The 22,931-nt window shown below is 68.0% G+C and carries 24 protein-coding genes; 10 read left to right on the forward strand and 14 right to left on the reverse strand.

From position 1 onward, the window contains the following. Positions 1 to 29: 29 nt before the first annotated feature. From dnaK to ACPYN9_RS12775, 4 genes are all read left to right on the forward strand, one after another. Positions 30 to 1,895, forward strand: a complete 1,866-nt coding sequence (gene dnaK, locus ACPYN9_RS12760; protein ID WP_424466913.1) for a molecular chaperone DnaK — start codon at positions 30 to 32, stop codon at positions 1,893 to 1,895. Between the two features lie 3 nt (positions 1,896 to 1,898). Next, positions 1,899 to 2,609, forward strand: coding sequence for a nucleotide exchange factor GrpE (locus tag ACPYN9_RS12765; RefSeq protein WP_424466914.1), 711 nt, complete (start codon positions 1,899 to 1,901; stop codon positions 2,607 to 2,609). 96 nt (positions 2,610 to 2,705) lie between these two features. Continuing rightward, complete coding sequence (locus ACPYN9_RS12770; RefSeq protein WP_424466915.1) at positions 2,706 to 3,716, forward strand: DnaJ C-terminal domain-containing protein; 1,011 nt, start codon at positions 2,706 to 2,708, stop codon at positions 3,714 to 3,716. Positions 3,717 to 3,725: 9 nt separating this feature from the next. Beyond that, a complete protein-coding gene (locus ACPYN9_RS12775) occupies positions 3,726 to 4,244 on the forward strand; it encodes a heat shock protein transcriptional repressor HspR (protein WP_424466916.1) in 519 nt (172 codons plus the stop codon). A gap of 179 nt (positions 4,245 to 4,423) precedes the next feature. Here the strand turns inward: ACPYN9_RS12775 and ACPYN9_RS12780 are convergent, their stop codons facing one another. From ACPYN9_RS12780 to ACPYN9_RS12790, 3 genes are all read right to left on the reverse strand, one after another. After that, positions 4,424 to 5,194, reverse strand: coding sequence for an SDR family NAD(P)-dependent oxidoreductase (locus ACPYN9_RS12780; protein WP_424466917.1), 771 nt, complete (start codon positions 5,192 to 5,194; stop codon positions 4,424 to 4,426). Positions 5,195 to 5,534: 340 nt separating this feature from the next. Beyond that, positions 5,535 to 6,383, reverse strand: a complete 849-nt coding sequence (locus ACPYN9_RS12785) for a helix-turn-helix transcriptional regulator (RefSeq protein WP_424466918.1) — start codon at positions 6,381 to 6,383, stop codon at positions 5,535 to 5,537. A gap of 218 nt (positions 6,384 to 6,601) precedes the next feature. After that, on the reverse strand, positions 6,602 to 7,537 hold the full coding sequence (locus ACPYN9_RS12790; RefSeq protein WP_424466919.1) for an SDR family oxidoreductase: 936 nt from the start codon (positions 7,535 to 7,537) through the stop codon (positions 6,602 to 6,604). A gap of 258 nt (positions 7,538 to 7,795) precedes the next feature. Between ACPYN9_RS12790 and ACPYN9_RS12795 the strand changes: the two genes are divergently transcribed. Continuing rightward, positions 7,796 to 8,791, forward strand: a complete 996-nt coding sequence (locus ACPYN9_RS12795) for an NADP-dependent oxidoreductase (protein ID WP_424466920.1) — start codon at positions 7,796 to 7,798, stop codon at positions 8,789 to 8,791. Between the two features lie 231 nt (positions 8,792 to 9,022). Here the strand turns inward: ACPYN9_RS12795 and ACPYN9_RS12800 are convergent, their stop codons facing one another. After that, on the reverse strand, positions 9,023 to 9,736 hold the full coding sequence (locus tag ACPYN9_RS12800; RefSeq protein ID WP_424466921.1) for an SDR family oxidoreductase: 714 nt from the start codon (positions 9,734 to 9,736) through the stop codon (positions 9,023 to 9,025). A gap of 150 nt (positions 9,737 to 9,886) precedes the next feature. On the opposite strand from ACPYN9_RS12800, the gene ACPYN9_RS12805 reads away from it, so the two are divergent. Then, positions 9,887 to 10,489, forward strand: a complete 603-nt coding sequence (locus ACPYN9_RS12805; protein WP_424466922.1) for a TetR/AcrR family transcriptional regulator — start codon at positions 9,887 to 9,889, stop codon at positions 10,487 to 10,489. A gap of 19 nt (positions 10,490 to 10,508) precedes the next feature. Here the strand turns inward: ACPYN9_RS12805 and ACPYN9_RS12810 are convergent, their stop codons facing one another. Next, positions 10,509 to 11,948, reverse strand: a complete 1,440-nt coding sequence (locus ACPYN9_RS12810; RefSeq protein ID WP_424466923.1) for a helix-turn-helix domain-containing protein — start codon at positions 11,946 to 11,948, stop codon at positions 10,509 to 10,511. Between the two features lie 126 nt (positions 11,949 to 12,074). On the opposite strand from ACPYN9_RS12810, the gene ppsA reads away from it, so the two are divergent. Together ppsA and ACPYN9_RS12820 are read left to right on the forward strand one after the other, a co-directional pair. Further along, positions 12,075 to 14,492, forward strand: coding sequence for a phosphoenolpyruvate synthase (gene ppsA / locus ACPYN9_RS12815; RefSeq protein ID WP_424466924.1), 2,418 nt, complete (start codon positions 12,075 to 12,077; stop codon positions 14,490 to 14,492). 31 nt (positions 14,493 to 14,523) lie between these two features. Beyond that, positions 14,524 to 15,240: a GNAT family N-acetyltransferase gene (locus ACPYN9_RS12820; RefSeq protein WP_424466925.1), complete on the forward strand. Its 717-nt coding sequence runs from the start codon at positions 14,524 to 14,526 to the stop codon at positions 15,238 to 15,240. Between the two features lie 78 nt (positions 15,241 to 15,318). Here the strand turns inward: ACPYN9_RS12820 and ACPYN9_RS12825 are convergent, their stop codons facing one another. From ACPYN9_RS12825 to glgX, 8 genes are all read right to left on the reverse strand, one after another. Next, complete coding sequence (locus tag ACPYN9_RS12825) at positions 15,319 to 15,492, reverse strand: CsbD family protein (RefSeq protein ID WP_424466926.1); 174 nt, start codon at positions 15,490 to 15,492, stop codon at positions 15,319 to 15,321. 75 nt (positions 15,493 to 15,567) lie between these two features. Continuing rightward, the gene (locus ACPYN9_RS12830) at positions 15,568 to 16,173 is read right to left on the reverse strand and encodes a hypothetical protein (RefSeq protein WP_424466927.1); all 606 of its coding nucleotides are present in this window, start codon (positions 16,171 to 16,173) and stop codon (positions 15,568 to 15,570) included. Further along, a complete protein-coding gene (locus ACPYN9_RS12835; protein ID WP_424466928.1) occupies positions 16,170 to 16,751 on the reverse strand; it encodes a DUF6286 domain-containing protein in 582 nt (193 codons plus the stop codon). Before ACPYN9_RS12835 ends, ACPYN9_RS12830 begins: the two co-directional genes overlap by 4 nt. After that, a complete protein-coding gene (locus tag ACPYN9_RS12840; protein ID WP_424466929.1) occupies positions 16,748 to 17,128 on the reverse strand; it encodes a hypothetical protein in 381 nt (126 codons plus the stop codon). The genes ACPYN9_RS12835 and ACPYN9_RS12840 overlap by 4 nt, the downstream gene beginning before the upstream one ends. Further along, positions 17,125 to 17,325, reverse strand: coding sequence for a DUF2273 domain-containing protein (locus ACPYN9_RS12845; RefSeq protein ID WP_424466930.1), 201 nt, complete (start codon positions 17,323 to 17,325; stop codon positions 17,125 to 17,127). Before ACPYN9_RS12845 ends, ACPYN9_RS12840 begins: the two co-directional genes overlap by 4 nt. Next, complete coding sequence (locus ACPYN9_RS12850) at positions 17,322 to 17,792, reverse strand: Asp23/Gls24 family envelope stress response protein (protein WP_424466931.1); 471 nt, start codon at positions 17,790 to 17,792, stop codon at positions 17,322 to 17,324. Before ACPYN9_RS12850 ends, ACPYN9_RS12845 begins: the two co-directional genes overlap by 4 nt. A gap of 147 nt (positions 17,793 to 17,939) precedes the next feature. Beyond that, positions 17,940 to 18,545, reverse strand: coding sequence for an RBBP9/YdeN family alpha/beta hydrolase (locus ACPYN9_RS12855; RefSeq protein ID WP_424466932.1), 606 nt, complete (start codon positions 18,543 to 18,545; stop codon positions 17,940 to 17,942). 203 nt (positions 18,546 to 18,748) lie between these two features. Then, a complete protein-coding gene (glgX, locus tag ACPYN9_RS12860) occupies positions 18,749 to 20,794 on the reverse strand; it encodes a glycogen debranching protein GlgX (RefSeq protein WP_424466933.1) in 2,046 nt (681 codons plus the stop codon). Positions 20,795 to 20,983: 189 nt separating this feature from the next. On the opposite strand from glgX, the gene ACPYN9_RS12865 reads away from it, so the two are divergent. After that, positions 20,984 to 21,286 carry a DUF427 domain-containing protein gene (locus ACPYN9_RS12865; RefSeq protein WP_424466934.1) on the forward strand — a complete coding sequence of 101 codons (303 nt, stop codon included), beginning with the start codon at positions 20,984 to 20,986 and terminating at the stop codon, positions 21,284 to 21,286. Positions 21,287 to 21,296: 10 nt separating this feature from the next. Here the strand turns inward: ACPYN9_RS12865 and ACPYN9_RS12870 are convergent, their stop codons facing one another. Beyond that, entirely contained in the window at positions 21,297 to 22,115 is an 819-nt protein-coding gene (locus ACPYN9_RS12870; RefSeq protein WP_424466935.1) for a hypothetical protein, read from the reverse strand. A gap of 87 nt (positions 22,116 to 22,202) precedes the next feature. Here ACPYN9_RS12870 and ACPYN9_RS12875 point away from each other — a divergent pair, with 87 nt between their 5' ends. Then, on the forward strand, positions 22,203 to 22,919 hold the full coding sequence (locus tag ACPYN9_RS12875) for a GntR family transcriptional regulator (protein WP_424466936.1): 717 nt from the start codon (positions 22,203 to 22,205) through the stop codon (positions 22,917 to 22,919). Positions 22,920 to 22,931 lie beyond the last annotated feature (12 nt).

Genomic DNA, 22,931 nt, shown 5'->3' on the forward strand with positions numbered 1-22,931 from the left:
GACACATCCCTACAGAAGGAGAACCACACATGTCACGTGCTGTTGGAATCGACCTCGGAACGACGAACTCGGTTGTCGCAGTCCTCGAAGGTGGCGAGCCGAAGGTCATCGCAAACGCCGAGGGCTTCCGCACGACCCCGTCGATCGTCGCCTTCACGAAGGACGGCGACGTCCTCGTCGGCGAGACCGCCAAGCGTCAGGCGGTCACGAACGTTGACCGCACCATCTCGTCGGTCAAGCGCCACATGGGAACCACCTGGACCCAGGGCATCGACGACAAGAAGTACACCGCGCAGGAAATCTCCGCGCGCATCCTCGGCAAGCTCAAGCGCGACGCAGAGCAGTACCTCGGCGACAAGGTGACCGACGCGGTCATCACCGTCCCCGCATACTTCAACGACGCCGAGCGCCAGGCGACGAAGGAAGCCGGCGAGATTGCCGGCCTCAACGTGCTCCGCATCATCAACGAGCCGACCGCAGCCGCCCTCGCCTACGGCCTCGACAAGGGCAAGGAAGACGAGCTCATCCTCGTCTTCGACCTCGGTGGTGGAACCTTCGACGTCTCCCTCCTCGAGGTGGGCAAGGACGACGACTTCTCCACGATCCAGGTTCGCGCGACGGCCGGTGACAACCGCCTCGGTGGCGACGACTGGGACGACCGTCTCGTCAAGTACCTCATCACCGAATTCAAGTCGCAGACCGGCGTCGACGTCTCGAACGACAAGATCGCCCTGCAGCGCCTGAAGGAAGCCGCCGAGCAGGCCAAGAAGGAGCTCTCCAGCTCCACCAGCGCCAGCATCCAGCTGCCCTACCTCTCCCTCACGGAGAACGGCCCGGCGAACCTCGACACCAGCATCACCCGTGCGAAGTTCGAGGACCTCACCAAGGACCTCCTCGAGCGCACCCGCAAGCCCTTCGAAGACGTCATCCGCGAGGCTGGCATCAAGGTCGACGAGATCGACCACGTTGTGCTTGTCGGTGGCTCCACTCGTATGCCGGCAGTCGCCGAGCTCGTCAAGAAGCTCAGCGGCAAGGAAGCGAACAAGGGTGTCAACCCTGACGAGGTCGTCGCAGTCGGCGCAGCCCTCCAGGCTGGTGTGCTGAAGGGTGAGCGCAAGGACGTTCTCCTCATCGACGTCACCCCGCTCTCCCTCGGTATCGAGACCAAGGGCGGCATCATGACCAAGCTCATCGAGCGCAACACGGCCATCCCGACCAAGCGCAGCGAGACCTTCACGACGGCCGACGACAACCAGCCGTCCGTGCAGATCCAGGTGTTCCAGGGCGAGCGCGAGTTCACCCGCGACAACAAGAACCTCGGCACCTTCGAGCTCACCGGCATCGCACCCGCCCCGCGCGGCATGCCGCAGATCGAGGTCACGTTCGACATCGACGCCAACGGCATCGTGCACGTCTCCGCAAAGGACAAAGGCACGGGCAAGGAGCAGTCGATGACCATCACCGGTGGCTCCAGCCTCGGCAAGGAAGACATCGAGCGCATGGTCCGCGAAGCTGAAGAGCACGCGGAAGAGGACAAGAAGCGCCGCGAAGGCGCCGAGCAGCGCAACATCGCCGAGACCACGGTCTACCAGGTCGAGAAGGTGCTCACCGAGAATGACGACAAGCTCCCCGCCGACGTCAAGAACGAGGTCCAAGGCGACGTCGACGCCCTCAAGACGGCCCTCGCCGGCGACGACGACGCTGCAGTGAAGTCCGCGCTCGACAAGCTCAACACCAGCCAGACGAAGCTCGGCGAAGCGATCTACGCCGCAGCCCAGGCTGAGCAGACAGCAGAGGCCCCCGCGGCCGACGCACCCGCCGGAGACCAGGCAGCCGACGACGACATCGTCGACGCCGAGGTCGTGGACGACGAGGACGACAAGGACAAGAAGTAACCCATGGCTGAAGAGCGAAACGAGTCAGAAGCACGCGGTCCCGAGAACTCGGGAGAAGCAAGCGAGCCGATCATCAACGACAAGCGTCGGATCGACCCGGAGACTGGCGAAGTTCGCGACCTCGGCAAGGCTGCCGACGCCGAGTCGGCGGGGTCCGAGACGGACTCCGCCGACCCGGCCGCCGGCCAGGCTGCTGACGCCGCGGCTGAAGGCCTGAGCGTCGAGGATCTCGAGAAGCTCCTCAGCGGCGAAGGTGCGGAGGACGCGCCAACCGAAGGCACCCCAGGCGAGAGCGATCTCGCGCAGGAGCGCCTGCTGGACCTGCAGCGCGTCCAGGCGGAGTACGCCAACTACCGCCGCCGCACCGACCGCGAGAAGACCGAAGCGTACGACGCCACCAAGGCCGAAGTGCTTCGCTCCCTCCTCCCAGTGCTCGACGACTTCGACCGTGCCCAGAAGCACGGCGACCTCGAAGAGGACACGCCCATGGCGGTCATCGCCAACAAGTTGCGCAGCGCGGTCGAACGTCTCGGCCTCGCCTCGTACGGAGAAGTGGGTGAAGCCTTCGACCCGCAGCGGTACGAGGCGATCGCCCAGCTGCCCAACCCGAACGTCACGACCGACACGATCGCTGACGTCGTCGAGCGCGGCTACACGGTCGGCGACCGCGTCGTCCGCGTCGCGAAGGCAGCGGTGTTCGTACCCGCTTCATAAGCACCGCGATCGGCGCATCCGCCCGATCGAACACGGGAGGGGGCACCGCTGCTGCGGGCCCCCTCTCGTGCTCATATCTAGGAACAGAAGGACCATATGGCCAGTCAAGATTGGTTTGACAAGGACTTCTACGCGGTGCTCGGCGTATCGAAGGACGTAGACGAAAAAGACCTCAAGAAGCAGTACCGGAAGCTCGCGCGTCAGTATCACCCTGACTCGCACCCGGGAGACACCGCTGCCGAGGCGAAGTTCAAGGAGATCTCCGAGGCCTACTCGGTCATCTCCGACCCAGAGCACCGCGCAGAGTACGACCAGATGCGCGCCATGGGCTCCGGTGCCCGCTTCCAACAGGGGCCAGGCGGTCCGGGGGGCGCGGGCTTCGAGGACGTCTTCGGCGGCATGTTCAACGGCGGCGGCGCACGCCGCGGAGCCTCGAACGCAGACTTCGAAGACCTCCTCGGCTCGATGTTCGGCGGAGGCGGCGGTGGCTTCGGCCCCGGCAGCTTCGGTGGTGGCGCTGGTCGACCAGCCGGGTTCCAGACCGGACCGCAGAAGGGGCGCGACCAGACCGCATCCACGACGCTCGGCTTCATGACCGCCATCAAGGGCGACACGGTCGAGCTGCAGGGCCAGGACGGGCGTGTCGTGAAGGTGCGCATTCCGGCCGGTGTGGAAGACGGACAGAAAATCCGACTTCGCGGCAAGGGCGGACAGAGCCCCAACGGCGGCGAAGCCGGGGACCTGATCCTCACCGTCACCGTGCGCCCCGACCCCGTGTTCACACGCTCCGGCCTCAACCTCGAGGTGACCGTGCCCGTCTCCTTCGCGGAGGCCGTGCTCGGCGCCACCATCGAGGTGCCGACCGTCGATGGCAACACCGTGCGCGTGAAGGTCGCACCCGGTACCCCCAACGGCAAGACGCTGCGCGTCAAGGGACGAGGAATCGAGACCAAGAAGGGCAAGGGCGACCTGCTCGTGCACCTCGAGGTTGCCGTGCCCAGCCGCCTCTCGAGCGCGCAAGAGAAGGCGCTCGCCGACTTCGTCGCCGCCTCCGGCGACGAGAGCCCCCGCGAGGACCTCCTCCGCCTCGCCCGCCAGGGCAGGTAAGGCGAGCCCATGGCATTCCCCTCCGACCTCGACGAAGACGCCCCGATCTTCGCCATCGCGATGGCGGCGGAGCTCGCGAACATGCACCCGCAGACCCTGCGGCAGTACGACCGCATGGGTCTCGTCACCCCGCAGCGCACCTCTGGGCGCGTGCGTCGCTACTCGCTCCGCGACGTAGCGCAGCTGCGCGAGATTGCCGTGCTCTCGAATGAAGGCGTGAGCCTCGAGGGCATTGCGCGCGTGCTCGAACTGCAACGCGAGGTGCTTGGACTCCGACGCCGCGTGCGAGCCCTCGAAGGCGAACTCGCCGACGAGCGCCTCGCGCGGCTCGGTGGTCGCGTCTTCGCGGCCGGTGAGCGCGGCGACGTCGTGCCGCTCGCGCACGGGCGGCGCACGGCGAGGCGCACCGAGGTCGTCGTATGGCGGCCAGCGCGGATGCACGAGCCGAGTTCGGACGGCCCCGGCGACGAGCGGCCGCGCACGGTCCGTAAGCGCCGCGCCACCACGAAGAAGCCTGCGGGCGATTAGGTGCCGCGGTGGGCCGCGGTGCGCCGCTGTGCCGGACGCCGCCGCCGAAGCTTCGAAAGTTGTGGCCCGATGCAGTTCCTGGAATCAGGAACTGCATCGGGCCACAACTCTGTCTTCAGGTCTTCAGGTCTTCGGGTCTTGAGAGTCTTCGGGTGTTTCGGGCACGCCCTGGCGGGCGGCTAACGAGCGCCGTTGCCGCCGTCGACGCGCCACTGCGCGCCCGTGACGAACGACGCCTCGTCGGAACCGAGGAACACCACGACCCGAGCGATGTCGAGCGGCTCCGCGTAGCGGCCCATCGGAATCGCTGCCTGGAAGCCGGCCTTCGCCGCCTCGGTGTCGCCGCCGCCGAAGCCTTCCTCGAGGCGCCGCACCATCTGCGTGTTCACTCCGGACGGGTGGATGCTATTGACCCGGACCCCGGTCGAGGCGACCTCGAGCGCGGCCGACTTCGTGAAGCCGACGACCGCGTGCTTCGAGGCGACGTAGGCGGAGACACCAGGCGCCCCGTCGAGGCCAGCCTCTGACGAGGTGTTGATGATGCTGCCGCTGCCGCGCTCAGTCATGACCTTGAGCACGTGCTTCATGCCGAGGAAGACGCCGCGCACGTTGACGGCGAACACCTTCTCGTAGTTGTCGACGCTCGCCTCCGTGAGCGGGCCGACTGCGCCCTCGATGCCGGCATTGTTGAAGAACACGTCGATCGTGCCGAACGCCTCGACCGTCTCGGCGACGTAGCGCTCGACGTCTGCCTCGCGGGTCACGTCGGCCGTGATCGCGATGACCTCGCCGTGCGCGGAGAGTCGCTCGCGCGTCGCCTCGAGCGGCTCCGCGAACAGATCAACGAGTGCCACGCGCGCACCCTGCTTGAGGAATTCCTCTGCGGTTGCGGCGCCGATGCCGCCGGCCCCGCCGGTGATGAGCACTGAGCGTCCGTTGAAATCTGTCATGTCTGGGCTCCCTTGTCGTCTCTTGCCCGCGTGACGTCGCTCGCCCGCGGCAGTCGTCAGCCGCCGGGTCCGTGTCGCCAGCGACGCGACCAGGCTAGGGGCCGCTCATGCGCATCCACTGTGTACCGACACAGCGGAATGGTTGGATGCGAAGCGCTGTTGGAGGACGGTCGGTCGGAGCGCCGTGCGAGGTTCCACGAGACACAGGGTTGTGGCGAAGTGTCCTTGGGAAGCGGCGCAACAGCAGAACGCCACAACTTCGTGGGCCGTCGCGGTGATGGATGCGCCGCGCCGCGCTCGTGCCGTGCCGCGTCGTGCCGCGCCGCGTCGTGCCGCGCCGTCAGGCCTCCGCGGTGAGGCGCTGGGTGCCGAGCACGGAGAGCAGCTGCAACTTTTCGTAGCTGTCGGTGCCGGGCGTCGCCGTGAGCACGAGCAGCGTCTGCCCCTGCATCGGGTCGACGAGGAACTGGCACTGCACGGTGATCACCCCGGTCTCGGGATGCTGCACCTGCTTCTCGAGCTCGTGCGTCGCGTTGATCTCGTGGTCGGCCCAGATGGCTGCGAACTCACCGCTCTGCGCGAGGAGCGCATCCACGACCCGCTGGGCGCGCGACTCGGGGCCCTGCTGCGCGGCGAAGCCACGCGCATCCGCAGCAAACGCACGCGACAGCTTCGCGTGGTCGGCCGCGGGGTAGACGTCTCGGGCTGCCGGGTCGGTGAACCAGCGGTAGACGACGCTGCGCGCGTTGCCAGTGAAGCGGGTCTCGTCGCCGAACAGAGCACGCGCCGATGGGGTCTGCACGAGCGTCTCGCCCATCGCCGACATCACTTGCGCCGGGGTGTCGGCGAGGCGGTCGAGGATGCGCATGAGACCGGGCGAGACGTGCTCGCTGCTGAGGGCGGTGCGCTTCGGAGGCTGGTGGCCGGCGAGGTGGAAGAGGTGGTCGCGCTCCGGCACGGTGAGCCGCAGTCCGCGCGCGATGGCGGCGAGCATCTGCTCGGACGGCTGCGGGCCGCGGCGCTGCTCGAGGCGGCTGTAGTAGTCGACCGACATGTCGCTGAGCGCCGCGACCTCCTCGCGCCGCAGCCCGGAGGTGCGGCGCCTCAGGCCCCTGCTGAGGCCCACGTCCTCCGGCTGCAGCGCTTCGCGGCGGCTGCGGAGGAAGTCTGCAAGCTGGGCTCTGTCCATGTGGCTGAGTCTCCGTTCCAGGGGTGTTGTTGTGCAAGGCCCCTCGTGTGCGGCGTCGCGCGGTCTCGTCACGTTCGCGAGCTGCCCCAAAGGGTCGTCATGCGGGCAGTATGGCGACCATTTGCGGCAGCTCGCGGCGTCGTGCGGGGCGAGCGGATGCGCGCCCTGCGTGAGCGGGATGGATGCGCGTGCGCGGGGTGGATGCGCGTGCGCGAGAGCTAGCGTGCGGCGTGCTCGGCGACGAGCTGCTCGGACAGCTCCCACATGCGGCGCGCATCCGCTTCGCCGGCGACTCGTGAGTAGAGCTTCTGCTCTGCGGGGCCGCCCCCGATGTGGCCCGGCCCCTTGGGGCCGTAGAGGCGGCCGCCCTTGGCGTCGGGGCTCGTCGCCGCGAGCACCGCGGGGAGAGCTGCGCTCTGCGGGGTGCCGGCGATGCCGATGCGGGAGAGCACGCGGATGACCTTCACCTCGGTGGTGTCCTTCGAGCGACCCATGCCCGGCTGCGCCGAGAGCAGGTTCGTCGGGGAGACGCCGGGGTGCGAGAGGTTGCTGGTGATGCCCCAGCCGTTCGCCTCGCTGAGCCGGTGCAGCTGCATGCCGAGCAGGCCGGTGGCGATCTTCGACGAGCTGTACGAGCCCATGTTGCTGTAGCTGCGCTCCCAGTTGATGTCATCCCAGTGCACGGCGCCCTGGTTCGCCGCGACGCTGACCTGCGTGGTCACGCGCGCTTTGCCCGCCTTGAGGAGCGGGAGGATGCCCGTGGTGAGCGCGAAGTGGCCGAGGTGATTCGTGCCGAACTGCAGCTCGAACCCGTCGCTCGTCGCTCGACGCTCGGGCGGGGTCATGACGCCGGCGTTGTTGATGAGGATGTTGATGGGGCGTCCGTCGGTGACGAGCTCGTCGGTGAGTGCCGTGACCGAGGCGAGCGACGAGAGGTCGAGGGTGCGTAGCTCGAGCTTCGCGCTGGGGTTCGAGTTACGAATGCGCTCGGCCGTCTTCTCGCCCTTCTCGCGGTTGCGCACGGGCATGATGACCTCGGCGCCTGCGCGGGCGAGGCGGGATGCGATGTGGAAGCCGATTCCGTCGCTCGCACCCGTGACAAGGGCGAGCTTGCCATTGAGTGATGGGACGGGGATGTCGATGTTCTTCGGCACGAGGTTCTCCTGGGTTGTGCGGGCGAGGTGCCCGAGATGCTGAGGAAGCGAATGGCCAGTCTGGCCGCTGGAACCATTCTGCTGCGTCGATCTTCACCGATTCAGGACTCGCTCATCCAGGGATTCCTGGTCCCTGGGTGAGGTGCCTGGCGCCCTTCGGGATCGATTGGCAATATGTCTGAGTTGACTCAGAATTGAGTCGACTCGGCTAACGTTGGGTGCATCCTCAAGTCGAGACCCGGAACCGGAGCTGCACTCATGCGCGCGTTTACCTTCTCCAAATACAAGACGCCCCTGCACGAGGCCAACGTCGCCGAGCCGGTCGTGGGTGATCACGACGTCCTCGTCCGCGTCCAGGCCGCCGGTGTGAACCAGCTCGACGAGAAGATCCGCATCGGCGAATTCAGGCAGATCCTGCCGTATAAGTTGCCGCTGACCCTCGGGCACGATGTCGCCGGAACGGTGCTCCGGGTTGGCGCCGCGGTTCGCGAGTTCCATCCGGGCGACGAGGTCTACGCGAGGCCCCGTGATCACCGCATCGGCACGTTTGCCGAACGCATCGCAATCGACGAAGCGGATGTGGCGCCCAAACCGTCGTCGATCTCCATGGAGGAGGCTGGCTCGCTGCCACTCGTCGCGCTGACCGCATGGCAGGCGCTCGTCGAAATCGGCAACGTGCAACGCGGACAGAAGGTGCTCATCCACGCCGGCTCGGGCGGGGTTGGGTCCATCGCGATCCAGCTCGCGAAGCACCTCGGAGCCGAGGTGGCTACTACTGTCAGCGCGTCGAACGCTGAGTTCGTTCGCGGGCTCGGCGCTGACCACGCGATCGATTACCGGACCGAGGACTTCGAACAGCTGCTCAGTGGCTACGACTTCGTGCTCGACAGTCTTGGTGGCGAGAACCTCGAGAAGTCGCTCCGCATTCTGAAGCCCGGTGGAATCGCCGTCGGCATCTCCGGGCCGCCCACCCCGGAGTACGCCAAGGCGGCCGGGCTGAACCCCGTGCTGCGCCTCGCGATTGCCGGTCTCAGCGGCAAAGTCCGAAAGCAGGCAAAACGCCTCGGCGTCGACTACCGCTTCCTCTTCATGCGCGCGAGCGGCGAGCAACTGCGCGAGATCACCGCGCTCATCGAGCGTGGAGCGCTCAGGCCCGTCGTGGGGCGCGTCTTCCCCTTCGACGAGACGGCGCTCGCACTCGAGTCGCTGCGGGACGGTGGTATTCGCGGCAAGGTGGTCATCAGTAACCCGTGATCAGCCGTCGTCACACTCGCGGCGCTCGATAAGCGAGATCCTCGTCGGTGCTGGCCGTGTGTGCTTCGACCCCAGCGACGTTGATGGGTTTCGCCGACCGGTGATGGGAAAAAACCCATCAGGGTCAGCGAAACCCATCAAGGTCCTGGCGCGGGCCGCGGGCCGCGGGGCGGCGCGGCGCGGGGAGGGGTGCCGCCTGGTGTCGGAGCCCCTCCCCGGTCGAGGAAGCCGCTAGTTGGTGGTCGTGCCGAGTTGCGGGTAGATCGCCTCGAGTGGGGCGCTGAGTCCTGCCCGCAACTGCACCGATGTCTCGTCTGCGAGCACCTCGTACTCGCCGGCCTCGGTCGCGTCGAAGACCTTCGAGACGAGCACGGCCGGATCGGTCTTGGGGTCGTCAGTGTGCGCCGCCATGGCCGTGTCGACCCAGCCGACGTGGACGCCGACGACGTGCACGCCTGCTGGCTGCAGTTCGAGGCGCAGTGAGTTCGTCACCGACCAGAGCGCGGCCTTCGTGGCGCTGTAGATGCCGAGCGCGGCGTACCAGCTGAGAGCCGAGTGTACGTCGATGATGGCTGCCCCTTCACGGTCCGCGAGGAGCGGCGCGTACGCGCGGGCAAGGAAGAGTGGCCCGAGGAAGTTGGTCTCGACGTTCGCTCGGATCTCCTCGTCGCTGTGCGACAGGATGCTGGGGGATGAGACCGAAGCGCCGGCGTTGTTGATGAGCACGGTCACGTCGGGCGCGGCTTCGACAACTGACGCGATGGATGCTGGGTCCGTGACGTCGAGGGCGAGGGGGACAACCCGCTCGTCGTCCCAGGTGCGCGGTGTGCGGGCCGTGGCGTAGACCTTGGCGGCGCCGCGGGCGAGGGCTTCGCGCACGAAGTTCGTGCCGATACCTCCGTTCGCACCGGTGACGAGGACAACTGCTCCCTGAAGTGATGGCATGTGAGGCTCTTTCGTGGTGTTGGGGTGGGGTCGTGGGTGCAGACGGGCTCTGCGGCCGCGTGGAAGAATTGGCGCGAGTGCCGACTCGACACGGTAACGACTGAACTCATAACTGAGCCTGCTCATGAATTATTCCCCGAGGAGTCCTCGATGGTCACCGACGCCCGTCCGATGGGTCGCCGCGAGCGAAACAAGCTCGACAAGCTCGAGCGCATCACGGCGGTGGCTGGCGAGCTCTTCGCCGAGCGTGGGGTCGATGACGTCACCACGCAGGAGATCGCGGATCGCGCCGACATCGGCACCGGAACGCTGTTCCTCTACGCCAAGACCAAGGGTGAGCTGCTGCTGCTCGTGCAGAACTCCATGTACGAGGCTGCGCTCGAGGAGGGCCGGGCGGCTGCGGCCGAGACGAGCGGCGCGCTCGACGGCGTGCTTGCCGTGCTTCGCCCCGTCGTCGCCTGCAACCGCAAGCAGGTCGAGAACGGCCGCACCTACCTGCGGGAGATGGTCTTCGGCGACCCAGAAGAGCCTCGGCATGCAGAGGCGCTGACGCTGACGCGGCAGGCCCAGGAGCTCGTGGCCGAGGTCATCGAGCGCGAGACGTCGGCAACGGCCGACACGGCCGGCGCCCTCGCGCAGGTCACCTCTGCCATCATGTTCACCACCATGGCAGCGTCGATCAACGTCTCGCTCTCGGTTGACGAGATTGTCGACCAGGTGCGGGCGCAGCTGGTCGCGATCCTGCCAGCCTGAGCTTGCCGACCTCCGAGCCTTACGGCGCGTGCCGCTCCAGGTACGCGTAGATCTCGCTGTCGTCGACGCCTGGGAAGCGGCCCGCCGGTAGGGACGCGAGGATCTGCGCGTGCAGGCGGGCGCTCGGCCAGGCGCGTCCGGCCCAGCGTGCGGCGAGGGCTGGGTCGGGGCGTCGGCAGCAGGTCTCGTCGGGGCAGCGCGAGACTTGGCGGTTCTCGGTGTCGCGCCCGCGGAAGTACTTGGCGTCGTCGAACGGCACGCCGAAGGTGATCGAGAAGACCCCCTCGGCGGATTTTCCGGTCTGGATGGTGCTCCAGAACGTGCCAGCCGGGGTATCGGTGTACTGCCAGAACTCGGTGGTGCGGTGCTCGATCTCCGTCGCGCGGCGCGCACCCCAGCGGCGGCACACGATCTGCCCCTCGACGGCGCCGGTCACGTCGAGCGGTAGCGGCAGGTCGTCGTTCTCGTACGCCTTGTACACCTCGCCGTCGGCACCGACGCGCAGGAAGTGCACGCGCATCCCGAGGTGCTCGGTCATGAGGTTTGTCATGCGCAGTGCGGCGGCCTCGTGGGTGACGCCGAACGCGTCGCGGAAGTCCTCCACGGCGAGGTCTCTGTCCTTCTTGCGGGCGCTGAGAAAGTCGACCGCCTGGGTGCGGGGGATGAGGCACGCGGCGGCGAAGTAGTTGATCTCGAGCCGCTGTCGCAGGAAGTCGGCGTACGAGTCTGGGGGTGTGTGGCCGAGGATGCGGTGCGCGACGGCCTGTAGGGCGATCGAGCGCAACCCGTGGCCGCCCGGGATCGACTCCGGCGGCAGGTAGATGCGGCCGTTCTCGAGGTCGGTGATGCTGCGCGTCGAGCGGGGAAGGTCGTCGGCGTAGACGATTTCGAGGCCGAGCTGCTCGACCATGAGGTGCACCTCGCGGTGCGTGAGCGCCCCAGCGACGTGCCCGACCTGACGGAGGCGTTCCTCGGCGACCGCCTCGATGTCGGGCAGGTAGTTGTTGCGCTCCCGCATCCACGCACGCTGCTCGGTGTTGCGGATGCGCGCCTCTTCCGGCGTTGCGGACGCGGCCTGCGCGCGTCGCTCGAGTTCGCGGTGCAAGCCGACGAGCGTCTCGAGGGTGTCGTCTGGCATGCCCTTGCCGCCGCGGAGTTTCGGCAGGCCGAGTCCCGCGAACAGCGGCGACGACTGGGCGCGCTTCAGTTCGAGCTCAAGCGCTGCGCGGCTGTTTGGCGCCTCGGCGCGCACGAGATCCTCGACCGTCACCCCGAGCGCCGTGGCGAACGAGGGCAGCTCCGATGGCTTGGGCTCGCGGCGTCCGTTCTCGATGAGCGAGATGCGGCTGGGGCTTGTCTCGAGCAGCGCGGCGAGGTCGTCGAGCGTGAGCTTCGCATTCGAGCGGTAGTGGCGGATGCGGGCTCCGAGCACGGAGGCGGTGTACACGTCGGCGGGCATGGCATGACGCTAGCGCAAGAACACCACTTCTTTACGACTCATTTCACGAAAGAGGCCCGCTTCTGCGCCGAATACTGAGTGCACCCCGTCACCACTTGTCAACGACGACACCCAGAAGGACTCATCATGACGCTGCTCCACGAACCCCCGGCCGCCGCAGACGCATCCACGAGCCACGAGGCTTACGTCTTGCCCTTCAGCGACGTTCGCCTCGCGGATCTCCCCGAGGTTGGCGGCAAGAACGCCTCGCTCGGCGAGCTCATCGCGAACCTGCACGACGCCGGCGTGCGTGTCCCCAATGGTTTCGCCACGACGGCGAGCGCCTTCAATCGGCACCTGCGCGAGACGGGCCTCGACTCGTGGATCCGCGGCGAGATCGTCGGCCTCGACGTCGACGACGTGGCGCGCCTCGCGATCGTCGGGGCGCGCATCCGCTCGCGCATCGAGGCGGCCCCGCTCGCTCCCGAGCTCGAGTCAGCGATGCGCACGGCCTACGCGGCGCTCGAAGCCGAGACCGACGGCCAGCTGCTCGTCGCCGTGCGCTCGAGCGCCACGGCCGAGGACCTGCCCGACGCGTCGTTCGCGGGGCAGCAGGAGACGTTCCTCAACATCGCCGGCATCGAGAACGTGCTCGACGCGACCCGCAAGGTGTTCGCGTCGCTCTTCACCGATCGCGCCATCGCGTACCGCGTGCACCAGGGCTTCGCGCACACCGGCGTCGCGATCTCCGTCGGTGTTCAACGCATGGTGCGCTCGGACGAGGGTGCGGCCGGCGTCATGTTCAGCGTCGACACTGAGTCGGGCTACGACGGCGCCGTGTTCGTGACGAGCGCCTACGGGCTCGGCGAGGGCGTCGTGCAGGGCGCGGTGAACCCGGACGAGTTCACGGTGCACAAGCGCACCCTCCGCGAGGGGCGACCTGCGGTGCTGTCGCGCCGCGTCGGCAGCAAAGCGACCCGCATGGTGTTTACGGAGGACACACGCGTCGGGCGGACCACCGAGTTCGTCGAGACGGCACCGGATGCGCAGCGCCGGTTCTCGGTCACCGACGCCGAGGTCACCGAGCTGGCCGAGGCGGCCCTCGCAATCGAGGAGCACTACGGGCGGCCCATGGACATCGAGTGGGGCAAGGACGGCGTCGACGGGCGCATCTACATCTTGCAGGCCAGACCCGAGACGGTCGTCTCGCGGCGAGCGGCCGGCACCCTGGAGCGACACGCGCTGCAGGAGCGCGGCGCGACCCTGGTCGAGGGGCGGGCCATCGGGCAGCGCATCGGCGCGGGCGTCGTGCGCCGGCTCACCTCGCCGTCGCAGATGAGCGAGTTCCAGCAGGGCGACGTGCTCGTCGCCGACATGACGGACCCCGACTGGGAGCCGATCATGAAGCGCGCATCCGCCATCGTCACGAACCGTGGCGGGCGCACCTGCCACGCCGCGATCATCGCCCGCGAGCTCGGCGTGCCCGCGGTCGTGGGCGCGGTGGATGCGACCGAGCGGCTCGCGGACGGCGACGAGGTGACCGTGACGTGCGCCGAGGGAGAGACCGGCGCGGTGCTGGCCGGCATCTTGCCCATCGAGGTGGAGCGCATCGAACTCGACTCGTTCCCGGAGCTACCCGGCAAGATCATGCTCAACGTCGGTAACCCGGACGCCGCGTTCACCCTCGCCGCGCTGCCGAACGACGGCGTCGGGCTCGCCCGCATGGAGTTCGTGATCTCGCGCCAGATCGGCGTGCACCCGCGCGCCCTGCTCGAGCTCGACGACCAGGCCGCCGAGCTGCGCGCGGAGATTGAGGAGCGCATCGCCGCCTACGACTCCCCGGCTGACTTCTTCGTGCGCCGCCTCGCCGAGGGCGTCGCGACCCTCGCCGCCGCGTTCGACGGCAAGCCCGTCATCGTGCGCCTCTCCGACTTCAAGTCGAACGAGTACGCGGGGCTGCTTGGCGGTGCCCGCTACGAGCCCGTCGAGGAGAACCCGATGCTCGGCTTCCGCGGCGCATCCCGCTACATCTCCGACGACTTCGCACAGGCGTTCGCGCTCGAATGCGAGGCGATCAGGCTGGTGCGCGACGACATGGGGCTGACGAACGTGAAGGTCATGATCCCCTTCGTGCGCACGGTGGATGAAGCTTGTGCGGTGGTCGAGCGCCTCGCCGAGAACGGGCTGCGGCGCGGCGAGAACGGCCTCGAGGTGATCATGATGTGCGAGGTCCCGTCGAATGCGCTGCTCGCGGAGCAGTTCCTCGAGCTCGTCGACGGCTTCTCGATCGGCTCGAACGACCTCACGCAGCTCACGCTCGGCATCGACCGCGACTCCGGCCTCATCTCCGACAGCTTCGACGAGCGCAACCCCGCCGTGCTGCACCTCATCGACCTCGCCATCGACGCGTGCACGAAGCACGGCCGTTACGTCGGCATCTGCGGGCAGGCGCCGAGCGACCACCCGGAGCTCGCCCAGTACCTGTTCGACCGGGGCATCTCGTCGCTGTCGCTCAACCCCGACACGGTCGTGGAGACGTGGACGAGGCTCGCAGCGCACGCCTGACGCGTGACCGCACGCCTTCTAGCATTGAGGCGTGAGCGCACACAACGCAGGCAACAGCAGGACCTCGCCGGCCGGGCAGCCGATCGGCGAGGCCCTGCCGGATTGGACGACGCGGCCCCTGCCGGAAGCCGAGCGACTCGACGGCGGGTGGTGCTCGTTGGAGCGCCTCGACCCGGACCGCCACGCGAGCGACCTGCACGCCGCGTACGCCGCATCCCCCGACCGTGACTGGACGTACCTGCCGGTGGGGCCCTTCGAGTCGTTTGACGCCTACCTGGCGTTCGCGCACACGCAGGCGCAGGGCACAGACCCGCGGCACTACGCGGTGATCGACGCCGCCACGGGGAGGGCCGTCGGAACCCTCGCGCTCATGCGACACGACCCGGCGAACGGCGTGATCGAGGTGGGGTGGGTGGTCTTCTCCCGCGCGATGCAGCGCACGCCGATCTCGACCGAGGCGCACTCCCTCCTCATGCGGTACGTGTTCGACGAGCTGGGGTACCGCCGCTACGAGTGGAAATGCGACAGCCTCAACGAGCCCTCGCGCAGGGCCGCCGAGCGCCTCGGGTTCGTCTTCGAAGGCACGTTCCGGCAGGCGACGGTCTACAAGGGGCGCACGCGCGACACGTCCTGGTTCTCGATCATCGACACGGAATGGCCGAGCAAGCGAGAGGCCTTCGAGGCGTGGCTGGCACCAGAGAACTTCGACGCCGACGGGAAACAGCGCTCACCCCTGCGGCGCCGGTGAGCGAACCAGCACCAAGCAGCGCAACGAAACGGCAGCCGCCCCGAGGGGTGACTGCCGTTTCGCTGGTGCTCGTGAACGCTACTTCTTGAAGGCGTCCTTGACGTCTTCGCCAGCCTGCTTCACGTTGGCCTTGGCCTGGTCGGCCTGGCCCTCGGCGACGAGCTTCTCGTTGTCGGTTGCCTTGCCGATCGCTTCCTTGGCCTTGCCGCCAAACTCTTCGGCTGCGTTCTTGATCTTGTCTCCTGCGCTCATGGCAGTTCCTTTCTGTTGGGGGATGCGGTCCCGCCGGTTGGCGGTGCCGCTTTGGGGTCTAGTGGCTGGGGTGGGCTACTGCAGTCGCGTCGACTGCTGCACTCGGGCTCGGAAGCCGCCGCTGAGCCGCAGCAGCACCGGCACCTGCTTGCCGAGGAGCGCATCCAGTGCTTCGAGGTTCTGCTCGACGATCGCGGTCGCGTCCCTGGGGGAGACGCCACGTCGGCAGGTCGCCGAAACCTTGAGCACCGGGGTGCGTTTCACGTCGTAGGCGGAGACGCTGGTTGAGAGAAACTCGTCGCGGGCGTCGAGGGCGTCCGAGAGCGCGTCCCGTGCGACGGAGACGTCGACGATGGTGCGGCCCGTCTCCGGGCTGCGGTCGCGGATGATCGTTCCTGTTCGCCCCTGGCCCTGTCGCAGGCTGAAGGCCAGCAACAGGATGATGCCGAGCACGATGAGGGCGACGAGGGCGACGAGGATCCAGCTCGATCCGGTGTCGGCGAGCGGGGTCTGCTGCAGCCAACTGCTCGTCTGCGTCTGCACGCCTTCGGAGACCGGCGTCCACGCATCCTTCGCGCCTGGCACCCAGGCGCCGACGGCGGCAGCCGCGCCGACAACGAGGAGTACGAGGCCGAGGGCGACGATGAGGAGGCGATTCAGGCCTCGGTTGGTGCTGTTCATGCGCCGACCCTCCCGTTCTCTGCGACGCGCACCTTGGCGGTGACGCGGGGGTTGAGGTTGTACTGCTCGAGCTGCTCGTTGACGACCGCGGCGATTGCTGCAGAGTCGACGGGCACCCCGGATGCGGGCACCAGGTGCACGTCGGCGCGGCGGTGGGAAACCGAGACGGTGACGTTGTCTGGGCTGACGTGGCCGACGTGTGCCGCGTGCCGGGCGAGAGCGGATGCGATGACCGCGTTGTCGGCGACCGTCGCGGTTCGGGTCGACGTGAGCGTGTGGCGTGCGCGGCGCCCCGGGGCGAGGCCTGCGATGAGCAGGACCAGCCCGATGATGGCCACGATCACACCGGCGATGCCGACGTACTGAGCCGGCTGCTCGAGCACGCCGAGCGTCGACGTGAACATGTCGGCCGGCGCGACGAGGAGCGCTGGCAGTGCCAGCAGCGAGAGCACGAGTTCCGTGCCGACCCAGGCCGCCACGATGATGAGGAGCACGGCGACGGTGATCGCGAGCGCAGACCGTGGGGAGTGCGTCTCGCGCCTGGAGATGCGCGCGTACAGCGAGGTGGGGGTGCTCATCTGACTCGCTCCTCGGCTTTGATGTCGAGCCCAGTCACCCGGATGGTGACGTGGGCGATGTGCGAGCCGCTGAGGGCTTGCACGCGGTCCCGGATGGTGGACTTGGCGGTGTCGATTCGCTCAAGGAGCGGGCCACCGCTGCGCTCCAGCGCGCCAGGCTGCTCGCGGATGCGGGCGAGCGAGGGAACCCGGATGGGGGTTCTTAGGCGGAGCGCGAGCTTGCCGTTGTGGTCGTCGAGGTCGACGCTGACGCTGCCAGCGTCGACCCCGAGCGCGTCACCGGCGACAGCTGACACGAGACGAGTCAGGGCCTTCGCGGTGAGTCGTGTTGTGCCTCGCTGCGCCGCGCCGCTGAGTGTGGTCGCGGCGGCGCTCATGAGGAGGTGTTCCTGCCTCGGATGACGTCAACGAGTGCCGTCGCGTCGAGCTTGCCCTCGAGGATACGGCCGATGATCCCGCCGACGACCATTGCGATCGCGACGAAGAAGAACGCCCAGAATCCGAGGATGATCCAGGTCAGCGCGAGGACCGCGCCGATGAGGATGCCGGTTCGTGTGAGGGATGTGGTGTTCACTGGACTCGCGCTTCTTCCGTCTCATCGTTCTTGTTGTCGTCGTCGCTGGGCAGGTGCACGTCGTTGACCGTGACGTTCACCTCGGTGACCTCGAGGCCAACGATGGTCTCGATCGCGCGAATCACGTCTGCGCGGACTCCGTCGGCGACATCCTGCAGCGACACGGGGTACTCGGCGACGATGGTGACGTCGACGGCGACCTGCTTCTCGCCGACCTCAACGTTCACACCCTGGCTCTGGTCCGTTGCGTTGAGGGCGTTGCGGATGGCGCCAATCGCGCGGGCTGCACCACCTCCGAGGTCGTAGACACCGCGGGCGTCACGAGCCGCGATGCCAGCGACGCGTGCAACGACGCTGTCGACGATGGTCGTCGTGCCGCGTCCGTCGGAGTGGCCGGTGGGGACGACGCTGTTGGACGTCTGGACCGTCTTGGGGGCGGGGGTCGTGTTGGGGGTCGTGTTCGCCATGATGATCTCTCTTTCTGTGGTCTCTGCCCCCGGTGTCGATGCACCGTGTGGGCTTGTACAGAGGAGACGCACCCCACCCCCGATGTGTCACAAACCCGTTTCGGGCTCCCAGCTGACGCACAGGTTGGCGGCGCGAGCGGTCTGAGATCAGCTCTGTCGCTCGCCGCCAACCAGCATGTGCAGGACGGCGGGCAAGGCCGTCACGCCGGTCGCTTCGAGGAAGTGGCCCGCGCCCGGCTCCACGTGCAGCTGCGCGTCGAGTCGGCGGGCGAGCTCATCTGAGGCGGCGGGCGGCACGAGGCTGTCGTCATCCGAGCGGATCACAACGCGGGTGCCGATGCGCTCGACCAGGCCCTCGACGTCGACCTCCTCGGCGAGGTAGTCGTCGAGGTCGGGGAGCGTGTCGAGTCGCCCGGTGAAGCCGGCAACGAAGGCGACGCCCCCGAGACGCCAATCGCCCAGCTGGGCGGCGAGCGTGCGGAGCGTGGTCACCGCCCCGAGGGAGTGGCCCACGATCCAGGTGCGCTCATCGGGCGTCCCGAGAGCGAGCGCGACCTCGCGCTGCCAGTCGGCGGCGTTGGGGGAATCCGGCAGCGGGAGGACGACGCTCGTCGCCGCGATGCCGCGGTCGGCGAGCGCCTCCCGAAGCCACGGGAACCAATGCGCGTCGACGTTCGCGCGGTACCCGTGCACGATGATGACGCGGCTCGGAGGCGTGACAGACGCTACGGACGCAGTTGCGGATGCTGACATGTCTCAAAGTTAGGGGCGAGGCGACATCTGCGGGCAGGGGGTGGACACGGGCGTAACCCGCGTGCGCGCCGCATCCACGCGAGAAATGCAGGATCCCGGCGCTCGCGAACCTGCATTTGCCGCATGTTTCCGGCGAGGCTGCCCGTCGCCTGAGCCCTCCGCGGAGGGGCGTTCCGGGGAGGGCTCAGGCGAAGCCACACCGGTCAGTGCTGGAGTGGCGAGCTCAGGAGCGTGAACGAGCCCTCCTTGACCATGAGTGTCGTCACGGGGGCGCTGACGCGCTGCTCGTCGTCGCTCGACAGCGACAGCTCCCAGGAGCCGTGGGGCGCATCCGGAACCGTGAACTCGACGGCGTTCTCGGCCGCGTTGAGGAGCAACGCGAACGCGTCGGCGCCATCGTGCGTGAACACGAACGCGATCGACCGCGCCTCGGGGTTGTCCCAGTCTGCGTCGTCGAAACCACGCGCGTCCGACCGCAGCACGTCAACCGTGTCGCTCGCGCCCGTATCCGGTGCTTGACGGAACCAGGCCGGCCGCAGTGCGGGATGCTCGGCGCGCAGACGGATGAGCGTGCGCGTGAACTCGAGCAGGTCCGCATCCACCGCCTCCCAGTCGAACCAGGAGATCTCGTTGTCCTGGCAGTAGGCGTTGTTGTTCCCACCCTGCGTGCGGCCGAGCTCATCCCCGCCGAGCAGCATCGGCACGCCGGCCGAGAGGAGCAGCGTCGCGAGCAGGTTGCGGCGCTTGCGGCCGCGGCGCTCGTTCACCGACTCGTCATCGGTTGGGCCTTCCGCTCCGCCGTTCGACGAGCGGTTGTCGCTCTCGCCGTCCTGGTTGTCCTCGCCGTTCGCCGCGTTGTGCTTGTCGTTGTACGCGGTGAGGTCGGCGAGCGTGAAGCCGTCGTGCGCGGTGATGAAGTTCACGCTCGACAGTGGCGACCTGCGGCTGGCCTCGTACACGTCGGGGGAGCCGAGGATGCGCTGGGCAGTCGTGCCGAGCGTTGCGTCGCTGCCGTTCCAGAAGTCGCGCGCGTCGTCGCGGAACTTGCCGTTCCACTCCGACCAGTCCGCGGGGAAGCCGCCGACCTGGTACCCGGCCGTGTCCCACGGCTCGGCGATCATTTTGACCGGCGCGAGCACCGGGTCCTGCTGGATGAGGGTCAGGAACGCGCTGTGCAGCTCCGCGTCGCCGCCCTGGCGTGTGAGGGTCGTGGCGAGGTCGAAGCGGAAGCCGTCGACGTGCATCTCGGTCACCCAGTAGCGGAGCGAGTCCATGATGAGGCCGAGCGCGGCCGGGTGGCTGACGTTCACGCTGTTGCCCGTGCCGGTGGTGTCGAAGTAGTGGCTCTCGTCGCCCTCGACGAGGCGGTAGTAGGCGGCGTTGTCGATGCCCTTGAACGACAGCGTCGGACCCATGTGGTTGCCCTCGGCCGTGTGGTTGTAGACCACGTCGAGGATCACCTCGAGCCCGGCGGCGTGGAGCGCCTTGACGAGCTCCTTGAACTCGGCGACCTGCCCGCCGCCGTCGCCGGCCGCCGCGTAGTCGCCGTGCGGCGCGAAGAACCCGATGGAGTTGTAGCCCCAGTAGTTGCGCAGCCCCTTCCCCTCGAGGTGGCTGTCTTGCACGAACTGCTGCACGGGAAGCAGTTCGACCGACGTGACGCCGAGGTCAACAAGGTGCTTGATGGCGGCCGGATGCGCGAGCCCGGCGTACGTGCCGCGGATCTCCTCCGGCACGTCAGGGTGCAGCTGCGTGAACCCCTTGACGTGGACTTCATAGACGACCGTCTGGTCGAGCGGGATGCGCGGCGACGCGTCGTCGCCCCAGTCGAAGCTCGGGTCGGTGACGACGCTCAGCGGCACGGCGCCAGCGGAATCGGTGTCGTCGCGCTGCTCCGGCTCGTTCATGTCGTGGCCGAAGACCGCCTGCCCCCAGTCGTACCGCCCTTCGACGGCCGTGGCGTGCGGGTCGAGGAGCAGCTTGTGCACGTTGTGCCGCAGCCCCTGCACGGGCGCCCACGGGCCGTCGACCCGCAGCCCGTAGCGGGTGCCGACCTGCAGCTCGTCGACGAAGCCGTGGAAGACGTGGCCCGTTCGGCTCTCGAGCTGCGTGCGGGTCTCGCTGCCTGACTCATCAAACGTGGACACGTACACGGCGTCAGCGGTCTCGGAGTACACGGCGAAGTTCGAACGGCCGTCGACGGTGCTGAAGCCGAGCGGATACGGACGGGAGGGGGCGTGGTTCGGCAACGGCGAGCCTTCCAGTGGTGAGGGAGAGGGGCGCCGAAGCGGGCATCCCCGCCGCTGACAGTAAGGCAGGGCCCGCGCCTGCTTACCGACGTTCTCTCAGGTACGGCGCACGCGCATCCGATCGCATCACCCTTCTCCCAGGCGACGGGGTCAAGCTTCCCGTCTGTCGGACAATCGGAGGAGAACACCATGAAGGCAACCATCGACGGAAGCGTCATCGCAGAGGCACCCGAGTCCGAACTTGTCGGCATCGAAGGGAACCACTACTTTCCGCCGTCCTCGCTGAACACCGAGGCCTTCACGAAGAGCGACACCCAGTACACGTGCCCCTGGAAGGGCCACGCCCAGTACTGGGATGTGGTCGTCGACGGCACCACGCACCGCGACGCAGCCTGGAGCTACCCGGAGCCCTTCGACGGCTCGACCGAACGCGTCGGCCACGACTTCGCCGGTTACGTCGCGTTCGACAAGTCGCAGGTCAGCATCGGCTGACGAGGCGGGCTCAGCTCAGCGTCAGCTCGTACCCGGTGTTCGTGTCGGGGAAGCTCAGGTCAAGAAACACGGGCGTTTTCGGCACCTCGCCGGAGGGGAAGCTGATCGCCTCGTAGGAGATCGGGTCGCCGAGCGGGCAATCGGCGCCACGTGCTTCCGCCGTGCTCGTGATGACGACGGTGAAGTTGTGATCGCCCACCCGTTCGATCGTGCTCGAATGTTCGACGGAACACCGCGCGAGCTGGTGGCTCGCGAATCTCACGACCACGCCCGTCCGATCCGCCGTCCACAAGACCTCGGGGCCCACCTCTGGCGGGTAGGGGTCCTCCCCGAACGTGAATGACGGTTCCAGGTCTGTGGGTGCCTGTGCTGTCTCCGCCGGCGCGTCTCCGCTGAGCGAAAGCTCGAAGGTGTGCCCCGTATCGGGGAAGCCCAGATTGATGAACACCGGCGTCGCCGGCGCTTCCCCGTCTGGGAAGCCCGCCGTTGCGTAGAGGGTTTTCGGCGTCGCCGAGCAGAAGCCGATACTCGTTGCCACGCTGACGATCTCGACCGTGAGGTTGTGTGCATCCACCTGCTCGATCGTGGCCTCCTGCACTGCGGAGCACCCCTGCACCAGTGTGCTCTCGAATCCAACGACCAGGCTGGTGCTGTCTGCGCTCCAGAACAGTTCCGGGTCGACGGCTACCGGTGGCGCGGTCTCCTCGTAAGTGAATGTCGGCGGCAAGTCGACGGGGTCGCCCCGTAGTGCGCATCCCGCCAGCGCGACAAGGGACGCGAAGGCGGCCAACGTCGCGAGGGCCCGTCGTGGCGCGCCGATGGTCTCCATCGTTTGAAGCTAGCGGACCATCGCGACGTGGAGCAACGGTTCGCCGGTCCCGCGACCGCGCCCACGCGACGATGGGATACTTGCGACATGGCAAGGCGCAGTGGATCAACAGCTCTCGAGGGCGTCCGAGCCCTCGCCGCAACACTCTCTCCCGGCGAGCTGCTGCCGTCTGAACGCACGCTCGCGACCGATCTCGGGGTGGCACGCATGACCGTTCGGGCAGCCATCGACGTCCTCGAACGCGAGGGGCTCGTCCGCACCAAGCGGGGCATCGGCACCGAGAAGCTCGCCCCGCCCGTCTCGCTTCAGGTGCGGCTGCGCTCGTTCGCCAGCGCGGTCCGCGAGCACGGGATGCGCGCCGAGACGCAGGTGCTGTCGTTCGTCCGAAGCACCGAGCGTCCCGCGGAAGTGCAGGAGCACCTGCAGCTCCCGTCGGATGCGGAGACCATCCACCTGCGCCGATTGCGTCTCGGCGACGACCGCCCGCTTGCCCTCGAAGACGAGTGGATTCCCGCGGCGCTGGTTCCGCAGCTCAACGAGGAGACGGCTCGGGGCAGCCTCTACGAGATGCTCGAGACTCTCGACCTCCTGCCGACGGAGGGCGTTGAGGTCGTCACGGCCACGCTGCCGAGCCCGGAAGAGATCGAGCTGCTCGGCATCGCCGCGAGCTACCCCGTGCTGCGCCTCTCGCGCGCCGCGATCGCCCGAGGACTGCCGATGTCGTACTCGAGGGCGACCTTCCCGGCCGACCGCTTCGAGCTCACGTTCCCGCTCCAGGAGCGCCTCACGCTGCCCCTTTCCTGACCCAAACCGAAC

This window comes from Pseudoclavibacter helvolus (assembly GCF_049707175.1).
In the GTDB taxonomy this organism is placed as follows: Bacteria; Actinomycetota; Actinomycetes; order Actinomycetales; family Microbacteriaceae; genus Pseudoclavibacter; species Pseudoclavibacter helvolus_A.